Annotated in this window: 15 protein-coding genes; 5 read left to right on the top strand and 10 right to left on the bottom strand. The window is 48.0% G+C overall.

All coding sequences use genetic code 11. The annotated features are described in order from the left end of the window. Positions 1-222: 222 nt before the first annotated feature. From pdxK to bshB2, 3 genes are all read left to right on the top strand, one after another. Complete coding sequence (pdxK, locus tag ABR335_RS01195) at positions 223-1,041, top strand: pyridoxine/pyridoxal/pyridoxamine kinase (RefSeq protein ID WP_017550998.1); 819 nt, start codon at positions 223-225, stop codon at positions 1,039-1,041. 119 nt (positions 1,042-1,160) lie between these two features. Continuing rightward, the gene (locus tag ABR335_RS01200) at positions 1,161-1,508 is read left to right on the top strand and encodes a YojF family protein (RefSeq protein WP_017550997.1); all 348 of its coding nucleotides are present in this window, start codon (positions 1,161-1,163) and stop codon (positions 1,506-1,508) included. A 13-nt stretch (positions 1,509-1,521) separates the two neighbouring features. Next, a complete protein-coding gene (bshB2, locus tag ABR335_RS01205; RefSeq protein ID WP_350346417.1) occupies positions 1,522-2,205 on the top strand; it encodes a bacillithiol biosynthesis deacetylase BshB2 in 684 nt (227 codons plus the stop codon). A gap of 117 nt (positions 2,206-2,322) precedes the next feature. On the opposite strand, the gene ABR335_RS01210 is transcribed toward bshB2, so the two are convergent. The 4 genes from ABR335_RS01210 to ABR335_RS01225 all read right to left on the bottom strand — a co-directional run bounded on the left by ABR335_RS01210 (position 2,323) and on the right by ABR335_RS01225 (position 7,717). Further along, a complete protein-coding gene (locus ABR335_RS01210) occupies positions 2,323-3,189 on the bottom strand; it encodes a Cof-type HAD-IIB family hydrolase (protein WP_017550996.1) in 867 nt (288 codons plus the stop codon). Next, positions 3,182-5,368 carry a DNA helicase RecQ gene (recQ, locus tag ABR335_RS01215; RefSeq protein ID WP_350346418.1) on the bottom strand — a complete coding sequence of 729 codons (2,187 nt, stop codon included), beginning with the start codon at positions 5,366-5,368 and terminating at the stop codon, positions 3,182-3,184. The genes ABR335_RS01210 and recQ overlap by 8 nt, the downstream gene beginning before the upstream one ends. 102 nt (positions 5,369-5,470) lie before the next feature. Beyond that, complete coding sequence (locus tag ABR335_RS01220; protein WP_014096696.1) at positions 5,471-6,742, bottom strand: alkaline phosphatase; 1,272 nt, start codon at positions 6,740-6,742, stop codon at positions 5,471-5,473. Between the two features lie 126 nt (positions 6,743-6,868). After that, on the bottom strand, positions 6,869-7,717 hold the full coding sequence (locus tag ABR335_RS01225; RefSeq protein WP_014096695.1) for a MurR/RpiR family transcriptional regulator: 849 nt from the start codon (positions 7,715-7,717) through the stop codon (positions 6,869-6,871). Positions 7,718-7,972: 255 nt separating this feature from the next. Between ABR335_RS01225 and ABR335_RS01230 the strand changes: the two genes are divergently transcribed. Next, entirely contained in the window at positions 7,973-8,839 is an 867-nt protein-coding gene (locus ABR335_RS01230; protein WP_035183167.1) for an alpha/beta hydrolase, read from the top strand. Positions 8,840-9,710: 871 nt separating this feature from the next. On the opposite strand, the gene ABR335_RS01235 is transcribed toward ABR335_RS01230, so the two are convergent. The 5 genes from ABR335_RS01235 to ABR335_RS01255 form a co-directional block, all read right to left on the bottom strand. Next, positions 9,711-9,887, bottom strand: coding sequence for an SE1832 family protein (locus ABR335_RS01235; RefSeq protein WP_164931355.1), 177 nt, complete (start codon positions 9,885-9,887; stop codon positions 9,711-9,713). Positions 9,888-9,963: 76 nt separating this feature from the next. Continuing rightward, the gene (gene ybaK, locus ABR335_RS01240) at positions 9,964-10,443 is read right to left on the bottom strand and encodes a Cys-tRNA(Pro) deacylase (RefSeq protein ID WP_035183165.1); all 480 of its coding nucleotides are present in this window, start codon (positions 10,441-10,443) and stop codon (positions 9,964-9,966) included. A gap of 107 nt (positions 10,444-10,550) precedes the next feature. Beyond that, positions 10,551-10,697, bottom strand: coding sequence for a hypothetical protein (locus ABR335_RS01245; RefSeq protein ID WP_164931356.1), 147 nt, complete (start codon positions 10,695-10,697; stop codon positions 10,551-10,553). Between the two features lie 69 nt (positions 10,698-10,766). Beyond that, positions 10,767-11,450, bottom strand: a complete 684-nt coding sequence (locus ABR335_RS01250; protein WP_026684575.1) for an LrgB family protein — start codon at positions 11,448-11,450, stop codon at positions 10,767-10,769. Next, positions 11,440-11,817 (bottom strand): CidA/LrgA family protein, encoded by a 378-nt coding sequence (locus ABR335_RS01255; protein WP_035183163.1) that lies wholly within the window; start codon positions 11,815-11,817, stop codon positions 11,440-11,442. Before ABR335_RS01255 ends, ABR335_RS01250 begins: the two co-directional genes overlap by 11 nt. A gap of 102 nt (positions 11,818-11,919) precedes the next feature. Between ABR335_RS01255 and ABR335_RS01260 the strand changes: the two genes are divergently transcribed. Further along, positions 11,920-12,861, top strand: coding sequence for a LysR family transcriptional regulator (locus ABR335_RS01260; RefSeq protein ID WP_014096689.1), 942 nt, complete (start codon positions 11,920-11,922; stop codon positions 12,859-12,861). Positions 12,862-13,009: 148 nt separating this feature from the next. Here the strand turns inward: ABR335_RS01260 and asnB are convergent, their stop codons facing one another. Continuing rightward, the gene (gene asnB, locus ABR335_RS01265; RefSeq protein WP_035183161.1) at positions 13,010-14,857 is read right to left on the bottom strand and encodes an asparagine synthase (glutamine-hydrolyzing); all 1,848 of its coding nucleotides are present in this window, start codon (positions 14,855-14,857) and stop codon (positions 13,010-13,012) included. Positions 14,858-15,127 lie beyond the last annotated feature (270 nt).

The raw sequence follows: 15,127 nt of genomic DNA on the forward strand, positions 1-15,127 counted from the left end.
AATAAGTCAATATTTACTTTCTATTTTAAATATTACAATACCTTCTTTTGAAAGCCGGTCATTCTAAAGTTCGGTTCGCGGCCCTGCTGTGTGACTGGCAGATCATCCCCTGTTCATCAAGCATCCGGCCGCTTTGTACCCGTCCCCGGGATTTGTATTTTTTATGGCAGTATTATATTCTAAAATAGTGTAAAGCTTATTTTTAAAGGAGATGGGTGCGTGATGGGTTTAAAGAAAACTTTTACGCTGGCCGGTTCTGATTCGAGCGGCGGCGCGGGACTTCAGGCGGACTTGAAAACATTCCAGGAACTCGGGGTTTACGGCATGTCCGCGATTACTTCCATCGTTGCGATGGATCCTAAAAACGGATGGCATCATCATGTTTTCCCGATTGATGTCAACATTGTTGAACCGCAGCTTGAGACCATCCTTTCTGTCGGAATTGACGCGATGAAAACCGGTATGCTCGGTTCAGTGGATATTATTGAACTGGCCGCCCGTAAAATAGATGAATACCATCTCGACAAAGTGGTCATTGACCCGGTTATGGTATGCAAAGGCGAAGATGAAGTATTGCAGCCGGAAAATACGGATGCAATGCGCGAGCTTTTGCTGCCGCGGGCGACGATTACAACGCCGAACTTGTTTGAAGCCTGGCAGCTGGCACAAACCGGCCCGATTAAAACCGTTGAGGATATGAAAGCAGCAGCGGTCAAAATCCATGAACTGGGCGCGAAAAATGTTGTCATCAAAGGTGGCAGGGGGCTGGATACGGATCAGGCCATCGACTTGTTCTATGATGGGGAAGATTTTGAAATTCTCGAATCAAAAAAAATAAAAACAACATATAACCACGGTGCAGGCTGCACATTTGCCGCAGCCATCACGGCTGAACTGGCAAAGGGCAACACAGTGTCCGGCGCAGTGAAAGTGGCAAAAGAATTTGTCCATATGGCGATTGAACACGGCTTTAAGCTGAACGAATATGTCGGCCCTGTGATGCACGGAGCCTATACCCGTTTTTCGCATACCAACTCTTAAGCCAAACCGGGCCCTGCCGGAACATTCCGCCGGGGACCCGGTTTTTAATTTTTCCTTAAAGCGCCGCCGGTTGGTATAATGGAAAGAAACAGGAGCGGACGGCCAAAAGGAGGAAAAAAATGGAACCGATACAAAAACAAACAGCCCAAAAATGGCTGGACGAACTTGCCGGAAAACCGGTGTATATCCATTTGGAAACAACCAATGGCGCCTATGCCTCCCATGTCAATGAGTCATTTTTCTCTGCAGGCGCCTATATCCGCAATGCGCAAGTATCCTATGAACACGGAAAAATTGTTGGGGACGGCCCGTACCGGATCGGCCTGAAAATGAAAATCGGCTGGATTTATGCAGAAGGCCTGACCCACTTTGAAAAAGATGAATTCGACCGCCTGCTTTTTGCCGGCCACGGTTTTGACGGGAAGCTGGCCGTTGCCCTCGAATTGAGTACAACACCATTTGAGTGAGGAGATGAGAAAAATGGAAAAAGAGCGCCATGTTCTGGTGATTTTCCCGCATCCCGATGACGAGGCTTTCGGTGTATCCGGCACGATCGCAACCCATGTGAAAAACGGCACGCCGGTCACTTATGCCTGCCTGACGCTTGGGGAAATGGCGCGAAATCTCGGCTATCCCCCTTTTGCCACAAGAGAATCGCTGCCGCATATCCGGAAAAAAGAACTGCAAAAGGCGGCCGAGATTATGGGGATTCAGGATTTACGCATGATGGGGTTGCGCGATAAAACTGTAGAATTTGAAGACGATGAGAAGATGGTCAAAATGGTACTTGACCTCGTCCATGAGCTGAATCCGTCACTTGTCATTACCTTTTACCCAGGCTACTCTGTCCATCCTGACCACGAAGCAACCGGAAGAGCCGTTGTCCGCGCGCTCCGCCGAATTCCTGAAAACAAACGCCCGAAACTCCACTGCGTTGCTTTTTCCAAAAACCTTGAAGCGGAGATCGGAAAGCCGGATGTCCGCAATGATGTAAGCGGCGCAGCTGAGCAAAAAATCGGCGCAATGAAAGCCCACCTATCCCAGACCGGCTGGATGATGGCAGAGCGGGAAGAAAAACTGAAGCAAAAAGACCCAGAAACTCTGGAATGGCTCCATTATGAATACTTCTGGACGTATGACTGGGAAAACGACCGGGTCCGGTAATGGTGAGAAGCGAACCCGTAAAGGCGCCATCGGCTGAGTGGTGCAAGGGGCTCTGACGCCGTCATTGCAATATAATTGCCCCCCGGTTTACCAATATAAACGGGGGGCAATTATGTTCTAACACATTTCAAGCATTCTGTAAATCGCTTTTGCCACGCCGTCTTCATCATTTCTTTTCGTCCGGTAGCGGCAAATTTCCAATACTTCATTTTCGGCATTTCCCATCGCAAACGGGTAGCCCACCCTTTCGAGCATGGAAATATCATTTAAGTTGTCCCCGATGGCCATCGTTTTTTCCATCGAGAGCCCGTGTTTTTCCGTGTATTCCTTGAGCGCAATCCCTTTTTGCGCCGACACATGGTTGATTTCAATATTGCGGAATCCTGATGAAGTCACTTTAATATCTGGAAAGTCTTTTTCAAGATCCTTGCCGATTTTCCGCAGCCTTTGTTCTTCTTCATTGAAGGCCAGTATTTTGTAAAACAAAATGGACGGATCGTGAAAAATATCCTTTGTATCTCCAATATTATGGACGTATCTCCGGATGCCGCGCTGCTCAATATAATTCCGCACTTCTTCCACCGGCACTTCAGGGTTTGCGGAATGGAACAAATCGACCAGCATATCCATGTTTTCCTCGTAATCTTTCGTATAAGTGCCTTTATTTGTAAAAAATTCATAATAAATGCCGAGTTGGTCGAAAACATCAGCAACCCGGGAAGCTGTCAGGGGATCCAGCCCGCTTGTTTTGAGTAATTTTCCCTTTTCATCCCGCACTTCGGCCCCGTTCAGCCCGATGACCGTACAGTCAATGCCGACAGGATCGAGCACAAGCCGCGCTTCTTCATAAGACCGGCCAGTTGTAACGACAAAGTGAATCCCTTTTTTCTGTGCCAATTTAATCGCTTCGGCATTTGCCGGGCTGACTTCCTGCCTTGAGTTGAGCAAAGTTCCATCCATATCAGACGCGATACATTCAATCATGATGCCAATCCCCTCCAGAAATATATGATACTGTTTTTCCTTGGTCCGGATGATGCTTCCTTTCCTGTAAGAAAGCCCGGATCATAAAATAACTGACCTCATCCGGCAGCAATTCCTTTATCGGCGTAAGCCGCCCGGTACCTGCCCGGCTTGCGGCATCGGCGATTCGCTCCCGGTACCTTTCGGGAATAAAGCGGCTCCATTCTACCGGAAATCCCTCGTCTGAACATTTGATCACATGCGTTTCAATCGTTCTTTCCGACATGCCGCGGATTTCCGCAATTTCACGGATCGTTTTGCCTTCTTGTAACAGGCGGTATGTCACATGATGGCTTTTTTCTTTCCCGTCTTCACGCGCTTTTTTTGTTTGTGGCAATGCTTTCGGCTGCGCTTGCGCTTGTATCCCTTCTTCTTCCATGTATGTCCGGATCACGTGCATAAACAGCTCGGCGTACTGTTCCGCCTTTCTTTCCCCAACCCCTTTCACCTGCAGGAAAGCCTCCCTGGTTACCGGCATCCTGGCACTCATTTCCCTCAGCGACTGGTCGGAAAAGACAATATAAGGCGGTATTTTTTCACGGTCAGCAATCTCTTTGCGAAGTGTGCGCAGTTTTTCAAATAAAAGGTTATCGGTTGCAATTTGCTGCGCCCTGACACTTTCTTTCCGGAAAACCTGTTTTTTTGAAAGCAGGACTTCCACTGCCTTTTTTGTCAGCATAAGCACCGGGTATGTACCGTCTTTGGCACGCAAAAAACCGTCAGCTGTCAGAAAATCAATCAGTTCAGCCACTTCTTTTTGCGTTTTGTCTTTCATAATGCCAAAAGTGGACAGCTTGTCAAAACCGAATTGCCTGATTTTCTGGTCGTTTGACCCGGCCAGCACTTTTGCAATCATGGTTTTGCCGAACCGTTCCTGCATCCTTTTGACACAGGAAAAAACCATTTGCGCTTCTTTTGTCACGTCTGTTTTTGCGCGGGTATCCAAGCAGTTGCCGCATTTGCCGCACGGCTGTGCCTCTTTTTCGCCGAAATAATGCAAAATGAACTGCTGAAAACAGCCTTCCGTATGGCAGTAGTCAATCATTTTTCGCAACTTGGCATACTCGCCCGGTTTTCTGTCTTCGTTGGCTGACTGCTCAATTAAAAAAGTTTGCGTATGGATATCCTGGGGAGCAAACAACAAAATACAGTCGCTTTCTTCCCCATCGCGCCCGGCCCGTCCTGCTTCTTGGTAATACGCCTCCATATTTTTCGGCATATGATAATGGATGACAAACCGCACATTGCTTTTGTCGATCCCCATCCCGAAAGCGGAGGTGGCGACCATCACGGAAATATCATCGTATAAAAACCGGTCCTGAAAGCTGCCGCGCTCCGCTTCTTTCATCCCTGCATGATATTTTCCCGCACGAATGCCATTTTTAACAAGAAAATGATAAATGCGTTCGGCCTCTTTTCTCGTTGCCGTGTAAATGATCCCGGACTGGTTTTTATTTTTCAGGATGTAGTCCAGCACAAAGGCATCGCGGTCCTGGCCTTTCACCACTTGGAAATGCAGGTTCTCACGGGCAAAACCTGTAGCCACTGTGTTTTCTTCCGGAATCATGAGCAGCTGGCAAATGTCTTTCTTTACCTGCGGCGTCGCTGTAGCGGTTAAAGCAAGCGTCACCGGTTTTGGCTTGAATTGTGAAATTAGTTTTTCGATTAAACGGTAGCTTGGGCGGAAGTCGTGGCCCCATTGTGAGATGCAATGCGCTTCATCGACAGCGATAAGGGAGACATTGATGTTTTCGAGAAGATGCAAAAAAGGAGGAAATTCGAGCCGTTCCGGTGCGAGATAAATTAATTTGTATGCGCCCTTTGATGCAGCCGCAAGCCGCTCATTGATTTCTGTCGGATCCAGGGAGCTGTTCACATATGTTGCCGGTATCCCCATGCCTGAAAGTGTATCCACCTGGTCTTTCATCAAGGAAATCAGCGGCGAAATGACAAGCGTGACCCCTGGTAAAAGCATGGCCGGCACCTGGTAGCAAACCGACTTTCCCCCGCCGGTCGGCATCATGCCCAATGTATCCTTGCCATCCATGATCTGGCTGATAATGGCTTCCTGCCCGCGGCGAAAATGGTCATAGCCATAATATTGTTTTAAAACCTGTCTGGCTTTATCCATTGCTGCCACAAGGCTCCCATCCTTTCCGCAAAATTTGCCTCTATTATAACAGATTTTGCCGGGGCGGTATACGAAGAAAACCACTCCGGCAGTTGTCCGGCCCGCTATATATTATTTTTTCAACCCCATCGCTCTCAGCAACGCATCATGAATATATGTGTTTTCATAAGTACCTTCAAACAACGATGCGCCGCTTCCTGTCGCCGTAAGCGGAATGTCGGCTGCCGTATGGCCAGAAGTTGTCCAGTCCACGACAAATTGCTCGCTGGAACCCGCCACCTGGAACGGTCCGTCTTCTTTTGAAATGCCGTCCCCGGATTCATCGCTGTGCTCGACGTTTTCAACCGTCATGCCGCCGCAGTCATGGTCGGCCAGGACAAGCACAAGTGTATCCGGGTGCTTTTTCGCATAATCTTTTGCCGCTTTAACGGCATTATCCAGTTGCCGGCCCGCCTTGATCAGCTGGGAGGCATTATTTTCATGGGCCATTTCATCGATCGCTTCTTCTTCAACCATCAGGAAAAAGCCTTTTTTATTTTTTGACAGCGTGCTGATTGCTTTTTCCGTCATTTGCGGAAGCGAAACAACCGGGTCATACTGGTCGCCATGGCCCTCCTCTCGCTGTTCAAACATTTCTTCATTGGCAAAAAGGCCTAAAAGCTTATTCCCGCCTGCCTTTTTCAACCCGGAAGCATTTGTCACATACTGGTAACCGAGCCGTTTCGCTTTGCTGACAAGATTTCCTTCCGTGCCTTTGCTTGCTTCGGAAGGATCTTTTGCCGGATGGTCTTCATAAGCGCCCTGTGAGCCTTTCGGGTACCAGTAATCTTCCCCGCCGCCGAGCAGCACGTCCACTTTGCTGTTTTCCAAGTATTGCTTTGCAATTTTGCTCTGTTCGGAACGGTTTTTGACATGGGCACCGAAAGCGGCAGGCGTTGCATCTGTGATTTGACTTGTTGTGACCAATCCTGTTGCTTTGCCGGCTTGCTTTGCTTCTTCAAGAACGGTCTTTTTGCTTACTTTATTGGCATCAACACCGATTGCCCCGTTATACGTTTTGACGCCTGATGCCATAGCGGTCGCAGCTGCAGCCGAATCGGTCACCACGGAGGTGGAGCTTGTATGTACAACCCCCGTATACGGCATTTTGTTCATTTCAAGGTCCCCGCTCAGGCCGGTTGAAGCAAGGCGGATCGCATCCCGCTGCGCAGCCCCCATACCATCCCCGACAAACAGAATCACGTTCTTCGTCTTCGCGGAAGTTGCGTGACCGGTGTGTTGCGAAGGCTTGTAAGCTTTTGCATTTGCAATCCCGGATATCCCCAATACCGCCACTGCAGACAAGGCAATTGCCGCTTTCATCATACGGTTCTTTTTACCCAATGTTCTTCCTCCCCTTTTTCGTTTTGTGCTTACGCCTCTTATTGTAAAAAAGGATTTTGAAGGAAGTATGTTGGATTTGTAAAAGAAAGATATAAATCTTGTGTAGGGGCTTTTACAAAATTCCCGTTATCTTCGCAGCCTGAGGTATTCGTTTCTCGTTTCATTGTAATACTTCAAAATGTCTTCCCCCTTGCGCTGAAAAACACTTAAATAGAGCGCGTCAATGATATTCAGCTGCGCCATTCTCGAAGACGTCGTTCCGATCCGGAAATCTTCCTCGGTTATCGGCGTGCAAAGCCTGATATCCGCTTCTTTGTACAGCGGGGATTTCTCCATATTCGTGATGGCAATCACTTTTGCCCCTTTCCTTTTCGCAAAATCAGCGAGTTCGAGCACATCCTTCGTCCGCCCGGAAACGCTGAGCGCCACAAACACATCCATCTTATTCATGTAAGGGATTAGGGAGATTAGATAATGATAATCTTGGGAAAAAATGGACTGGCACCCCAGCCTTGTAAATTTATAGCATGCATCGACAGCGGCAGTTACCGACCCGCCGACACCAAAAAACACCACTTTTCTAGCATTTTCAAGCACGTTGGCGGCTTTTTCCAGTTCTCTCCTGTCAAGGGAAGAAACACACGATTCTATCGCCTTCTTATTCCCATACGTAACTTTTTGGAATAAATCATAAGGAGAATCTTTTTGTTGCAAAATTGAAAAGTCTGTCATATGACTTTCGGTTAAAGTTAAATTTTTCACAAGCTCCAGCTTAAACGTCTTAAAGCTCGCAATGCCGATCGTTTTGCAAAACCGGACAACGCTCGACTCGCTTACACCGGTTTTTTCCGATAAATCCTTTGTGGTCATTGTCGGAACCATTTCGGGATGTTCCAAAATATATGTGCCAATTTTCTTCTCTGTGCCCGTAAAGTGATGCATTTCCTTTTGAATTCGTTCAAGTATTGAATCCACAACTTTTCCTCCATTTATAACCATCATTGGTATACGCGAGGCAACAGGCGTTTTCCCGCCTTTACGCCTGCCTATTCACCAGTAAAGAAAACAGCGCTTTCCAACATCATAGAATGAAACTTTTTCTCCGTCAATGGCATCGGAAAAATTCTGTTACAACCGCTTTCTCCCTATTCCCTTTCGCTACTTTGTATGATAAAATAAACATCATTTCGCAGGAAAGTTACACCATGACTTCCATCAAGGGGTGTTAGCATGCCATATATCCAGCGTCGGAATGCGATTCTGGCCATGATTTGTTTGTTTCTTATGCTCAGCCTTTCAACTGTATGGTTTTCCTATCGTACGGACAAAAGCAATGCCGCTGCGGCCCCGCCGGCACAAAAACCCGTTCCGACTGTGTTCGTACACGGCTATAAAGGAACGGCCCGATCGTTTAATGGGATGCTCGGTCGGCTGGAAAAAAGCGGAACCGCTGAAAAAGCAATGGTGATTCGCGTTACAAAAGACGGGATGATTGTGGTCAATGGGGAAATTTCCAACCGGGCCCGGCATCCGATGATCCAGGTCATTTTTTCCGATAACCGTGCAAGTTTCCGGCAAACGGCCGGCTGGCTTGAAAAAACCATGCACATTCTTTATACGAAATACGATGTGAAAGAAGCCAATCTCGTCGGGCATTCGATGGGCGGTTTGATTTGCACAAAATATATTGAAGACACTTCCGGCAGGCGGCAATATCCGGACATTCAAAAGCTTGTCACGATTGGCAGCCCTTATGAAGGCGTGCTGACTCGTGTTTTTAAGCAAAATCCGAATAATACCGGCGATGCGGCGCGCGACCTGCTTCCGGGTTCCGTTGCGCTCAAAGCTTTGTATGCCAACAAAAGCCGGTTCAACCCGCATATTCAGGTGCTTGCCATTGCAGGCGTTGTGAATAAGCCGGCATCGGGGGATTCCCTTGTATCCCTGGACAGCGCGCTCTTCAGCAGGTTCATCGTGCCGAAAAAGCAGTACACGTCTAAAATTGTTTACGGCAAAAACGCGCAACACAGCAGCCTTCATGAGAATAAGCGCGTGGACCGGCTTGTCGCGGACTTTCTTTGGCATGCAAAAAAATAGAAAAAACGGCGAAACCTGCGTAAAAGCAGCAACCGCCGCTTTTTTATTTAGTCCGAAGAAACCGCTTTCTATTTGCTTCCGGAACCGGTTCTTCAAGTTTGATTAGGGCTTGCTGAATAAGCAAAATTTCTAGATTTGGCAAGGATGTTCACGGCTTTTGCTTAAATTGAATGCAAGGGTTTATAAAAAATACAGGGAAAAGCTTGCACTTGAAACGCACCCTATGTGAAGGAAGACCTTCATTTTTCCGTGCTTCCTAACGTAGACAGCCTCTATGTGAAGAAAGGCCGTCAATTTTTTGTTCTTCCTTAACATAGACACGCCCTAGGTTAAGGAAGGCCTTCATTTTTCTGCGCTTCCTTAACGTAGACGCCCTCTATGTGAAGAAAGGCCTTCGTTTTTTCGTGTTTCCTTAACGTAGACAGCCTCTATGTAAAGGAACAACGTCATTTTTTCACGCTTCCTTAACTTAGACGCGACCTATGTGAAGAAAAGCCTTCAATTTTCCGCGCTTCCTTAACGTAGACGGGCTCTATGTGAAGGAAGACCTTCATTTTTTCGTGCTTCCTTAGCGTAGACGCGCCCTATGTGAAGAAAGACCGTCCATTTTCCTCGCTTCCTTCACATAGGGATTGCTGAGAATAAGCAAAATTCCTAGACTTGGCAAAAATTTAAGCTTGCACTTGAAAGCTGACTCAAAGTATAGAGCAGACATAATCGCATTTCCAAAGATGGATTCTTCTATATTTTTAGACAAATCTTGTTGACAAATTGGGTACAAACTCAGAGTCGGATTCGTTCAGCAAGTCCTTATTAAAGTTGAAGCGATCCGGTGAAAAAGCAATCTGCCCCGTCTTTGCAAGCAAAAGAATTAAAAGCGGTCCAATTGCTGGTACAGTTTCTTTAATGCCTGTTCAATCTCCGCGAGCTGCTTTTCAAGCGGGTGAAGGTTGCCCTTTACATACTCCAATTTCTCCAAATCTTGCTGTAGGCGAACATAATCCGCTTTCAAATCGGCAATTTGGTACTCTACATCCCGTTTATCCATGTTCCTCACCCCCTTAAAGAAAATGATGGAACACGTCACACATTTGAAAAGTCTCATGTCCCTGGCATGCATCCTTTTAATGCGTTAAATCAGCATAGTTTGCGTCGGCGGCTTTTAAAAGATCACCAGGCGCCAAAACAATTTGCGTGCCGATCCGCCCGGCGCTTACGATCACCTCATCAAGCGTTGCTGCGCTCTCATCGACAAATGTCACATAGTGCTTCTTCATGCCGATCGGGGAACAGCCGCCGCGAATATAGCCGGTATATTTTTGGATATCTTTCACATGGACCATTTCGATCTTTTTCTCGCCCGCTGCTTTTGCGGCTTTTTTCAGGTCGAGTTCTGCCGCAACCGGGATGACAAACACATAAAGTTCGCCGCTGTGCCCCTGCGTGACCAGCGTTTTATAAACAGCTTCGGGCGGTTTTCCAATTTTTTCCGCAACGGAGATGCCGTCGATTTTCCCGTCCTTCACCTCATACGACAGCATGCCGTACGGGATTTGCTGCGCATCAAGCAGCCGCATCGCGTTTGTTTTTGTTGTTTTTGCCAAATTCACCACTTCCTCCAGAGGCCTGTTACTATAAGTGTACCGGTTTCGAGGCGGATTTTCCATCAAAACAAAAAAGCCGGCCTGCATGGGGCGAGGCCAGCTTTCCTTTATTTACGCACACCTTTTTTCTTTTTCTGGTCGATTTCATCTTTTCTGCCCGTGGAGAATTCCACGAGTTCTTCTGCAATCTCATTTCCAAGCTTGGCATTTTTATTCCGCTCAGCATTCTGGTTTCCGTATTTCTGCCTGCCCATTTGCACGCTCCTTTCCTTTTTTACAGCTATATTTTGCATTGAAAAAGGAAGAATATGCGGCGTTTTAGATTAATGAATGATATGGGATACCATCCACGGCGTAACAAAAATGGAAATAGCCGCAACGATAATCATGCTGACGCTGGAAATGGCGCCTGACCGGGCACTGAGTTCGAATGCTTTAGAAGTGCCGATCCCGTTCGCATGCGTTCCAAGCAGGATGCCGTGGGCAATTTCGTTTTTAATGCGCAAATGCTTGATCAGCCACGGCGCCATCACAGAGCCGATAATGGCGTTCAAAATCACAAAGACAGCCGTAACAGACGGCACGCCGCCGATTTTTTCAGATACGCCCATTGCAATCGGGGTTGTGATCGTAAACGGGATGATACTGTGCTCCAGGCTTTTGCTGAAATGAAAAAGCGTAGCGATGGCCGAGGAAAGGAATACTGCCATCAGCCATCCCGCCCCGATGCCGATTAAAATTTCAACCGCATATTGGCGGACGATTTTAAAATGGCGGTAAAGCGGCACAGCAAAAGCAACAATGGCCGGCTGCAGCAAATCCGTTAAAACAGAGGTGCCTTTCTGGTAGTCCCGGTACGGTATATCTTCCCCGAGTAAAAAGGCGCCTAATAATACCGGCGTGACAAGTAGCGGGGAAACAAAGATTTTTTTGTATTTCCCGTACAGTTTTTTGAAAATCCAGTAACTTCCAACCGTTAACAGCAGGCACACGATTTTAACGATCACGCATTCTCACGCTCCTTCGATTTGCAATTTTGTCCGCAAGCCATCCCGAACAGGCCATCGCGGCAATCAGGCTTATCAGGATCACAACCAAGATTTCCGGGCCGTTATGGACAAGCAGGTTTCTATACTTCACCATGCCGACTGCTGACGGGATAAAAAACAACAGCAGCTCCGCCATCAGGAAATTGGCCCCGATTTCAATCCAGCCCATTTTGACGATGCCGAATTGCAGCAGGAGAAAGAGGGCAATCATTGCCAGCATGCTGCCCGGCAGCGGGATGTGCAACAGTTTTGCAGCTGCGCCCATGACTTCAGCGAACAGATACAAACCGACAATCTGTAACATTCCGATCAGGACTTTTTTCAATATTTTCACCTTCTAAAACTAGTTTACCGCGCCGGCGATAATAGGTAAAATGAATATATAGAATGGTAAAAATGCCTTTTATCTATACAAGGAGGGTTCCAGTTGGATATCCAGCATCTCCAGTACTTTGTTTCCGTTGCCACTCACGGCAGCTTCACGAAAGCCGCCCGGGAATGTTATGTATCGCAGCCGACAATCAGCAAAATGATAAAAAGCTTTGAAGAAGAACTCGGCGTCCCCTTGTTTAACCGCGCCGGGAAAAAAATCGTCCTCACCGATGCCGGACAGGCCGTTTTTCAGCAGGCGCAAAAAACGCTGAAAGCTTTTCGGCAGCTGACAGATGCGATCAATGATGTGGCCGGCCTGAAAAAAGGAAAAATCCGGATCGGGCTGCCGCCAATGATCGGGTCGCGCTATTTTCCCCGGGTCATTGATGAATTTCATCATGCCTACCCGGATATTAAAATCCAGCTCGTGGAAGATGTTACAAGAAAAGTGGTCCGTGATGTGGAAAATGGGACATTGGATCTCGGCGCCGTCGTGATGCCGGTTGATGATGAGGTGTTCGGGCATTTTTCGTTTGTCCATGACCGGCTTGTGCTGCTTGTGCACCCGTCCCACCGGTTTGCAGGCTGCTCAAGCGTCCGGCTGAAACAGCTGAAAGAGGAGGAATTCATTTTTTTCCATAGAGATTTTGCCCTTCACGACCAGATTATAAAGGAATGTTTGAAGCTTGGGTTTATGCCGAACATTATATACGAAAGCACCCAGTGGGACCTCATCTGTGAATTAGTAGCGTCCAATCTCGGCGTTGCCCTGCTGCCAAGTACAATATGCCATGCGTTTAACCCGGAACGCGTCAAAATCATTCATCTGGAAGAACCTGTCCTCCCGTGGAATCTGGCAATCATCTGGCCGAAACACCAATACCTTTCTTTTGCGGTAAAAGAGTGGATCCGGTTTACAAAGCATTTATTCGGCCGCGGGATCCCGCCTGCCGTGCCGCAACCGGAAGAAGCCATGAAAAAAGAAAGTGAAAAATAGGGGCGCGGGTTCAAAAAAGGGGCGAGTTTTGAGGCACTGCGAAATGCTTCTGAAATGCAGGTAAAAGGTGTCTCCATAATAGCCGTAGTGATGTTTGAGACAATGCGAATGCGTCTGAAATCCAAAAAAACCGGCTTGAGGCAGCCGGCTAAGCTTTAATGTCAATCCTGTATATTTCAAACCAGTAATGGATCTGGGCGAGGTAGGCAAGCAGCTGCGGGCCCGTCATCAGCTGTCCGAACCACGGTGTCCGGAATGCTTTCCCGTCTGTCTCCATCAACTCCATTAATTGATCGCGATGCAAAAATTCATACAAAATGGAATCTTTCTGTTCCAAAACTTCACCGAGCCACCGCTTCACTGCTGCCGTGTAAGCCGGATGGTGCGTCTTCGGATACGGGCTTTTTTTCCGGTATAAAATCTCTTCCGGCAAAATGCCTTCCAGCGCTTTCCGCAAAATGCCCTTTTCCCTGCCGCCGTACATCTTCATCTCCCACGGTATATTCCAGACGTACTCCACAATCCGGTGATCGGCAAACGGTACGCGCACCTCGAGGCTCGCCCCCATGCTCATCCGGTCTTTCCGGTCAAGGAGCGTTGTCATAAACCAAAGCATATTGATGTAAAACAGCTGGCGACGCTTTTTTTCCAAATCGGTTTCGCCATCTAAAAGCGGCGTTTCCGCAACAGACGCTTCATATTTCGACATCACGTAATCTTTTAACTGCAATTTTTCCTGCCAGCCTTCTTTTAACAGGCCGATCCGTTCATCGAGGGACCGCATCCATGGGAAGCCTTCTCGGTTCAAATCATCTTCGCGCCGGAACCACGGATACCCGCCGAAAATTTCATCCGCGCACTCACCCGAAAGGCTGACGGTAAAATCCTTTTTGATCTCGCGGCAAAACCAGAGCAGCGATGAGTCAACATCCGCCATTCCCGGCACATCCCGGGCGAGAACAGCCGCTTTTAAAGATTCGGCCAGTTCTTCCTGCGTGATCACGCAATGATGGTGGACTGTATCAAATGCTTCTGACATCTTGCGGATAAATACCCCGTCAGCATCCGGCTGAAAATCATTCGCTTTGAAATAGCGGTCGTTCCCTTCGTAATCAATGGAAAAAGTATGCAGCCGCCCTTTTCCTTCCCTTTGAAAATGGCCTGCAGCAATGGCGGTAATGGCGCTTGAATCGACGCCGCCGGATAAAAACGTGCAAACCGGGACATCCGAGACAAGCTGACGGACAATCGCATCCTGAATGAGCAAACGGATCGTTTCCGCCGTTTCCTCTGCTGCCTCCGTATGCGGCGCGCTTTTCACGTTCCAGTACCGCCACACTTTTAATCCGTTACGATCCATCTTCAGCGCATGTGCCGGGCGCAGTTCCGCCATGCCGCGAAATATTCCCGTCCCCGGTGTTCTCGACGGCCCGAGCCCCCATATTTCGGCAAGCCCTGCCTCATCCACTTCCGCTTTCACATCCGGGTGGGCGAGCATCGCTTTTACTTCCGAGCCGAACAAAAGCCCGCTTCCGTGTGCTTTGTAAAAAAACGGTTTTACCCCGAGGCGGTCGCGTGCCGCAAATACCTGTTCCTTGTTCCCGTCCCAGACCACAAACGCAAAAATGCCGTTCAGGCGGTCCACACATGCCTCTTTCCACTCGATATAAGCGGTTAAAAGCACTTCCGTATCCGAGTGGCCCTGATAAGTATAGCCTTTTTTCAAAAGCTCCGCGCGCAAATCTTCCGTATTGTACAATTCGCCGTTATAGCAAATTGTATACATCTTTCCGTCCTTTTGCCGCGTCATCGGCTGCACACCGCATAAAGGGTCAACAACGACGAGCCGTTTATGGCCGAATGCCGCATGTGGCGAAAGCCAGTAATTCGTATCATCCGGTCCCCGTTTGGTCAACGTCTCTGTCATTTTTTTGACTGTTTCCAGTTCACTCCGCAAGTCTTTTTGAAAATCGACCCATCCGGTTATTCCGCACATTCCGGCTCACCCCTCCTGAATTTCTCTACTTCCTGCAGCCCATAAAAGCCGCTTTGCCGTGCCATTTTTCTTACCGGCTGTATTAGTATATAGGCGTATGCCCGGAAATGTGCATGGCCCGTATGTGTAAAATTTTACGCGAAGGCGTAGCGGGGTGGAAAAAACAGGAGACCATGGTGTGAAACGAAGTGAAAATGTCTTTTATGGTAAAATAAAACTATATAAAATGGACAAAATATTGCCGCTCTATTGCCTGCCGCAAAAAAGTAG

Origin of the sequence: Heyndrickxia faecalis, assembly GCF_040267745.1 — a bacterium.
Classification (GTDB): domain Bacteria; phylum Bacillota; class Bacilli; order Bacillales; family Bacillaceae_C; genus Weizmannia; species Weizmannia faecalis.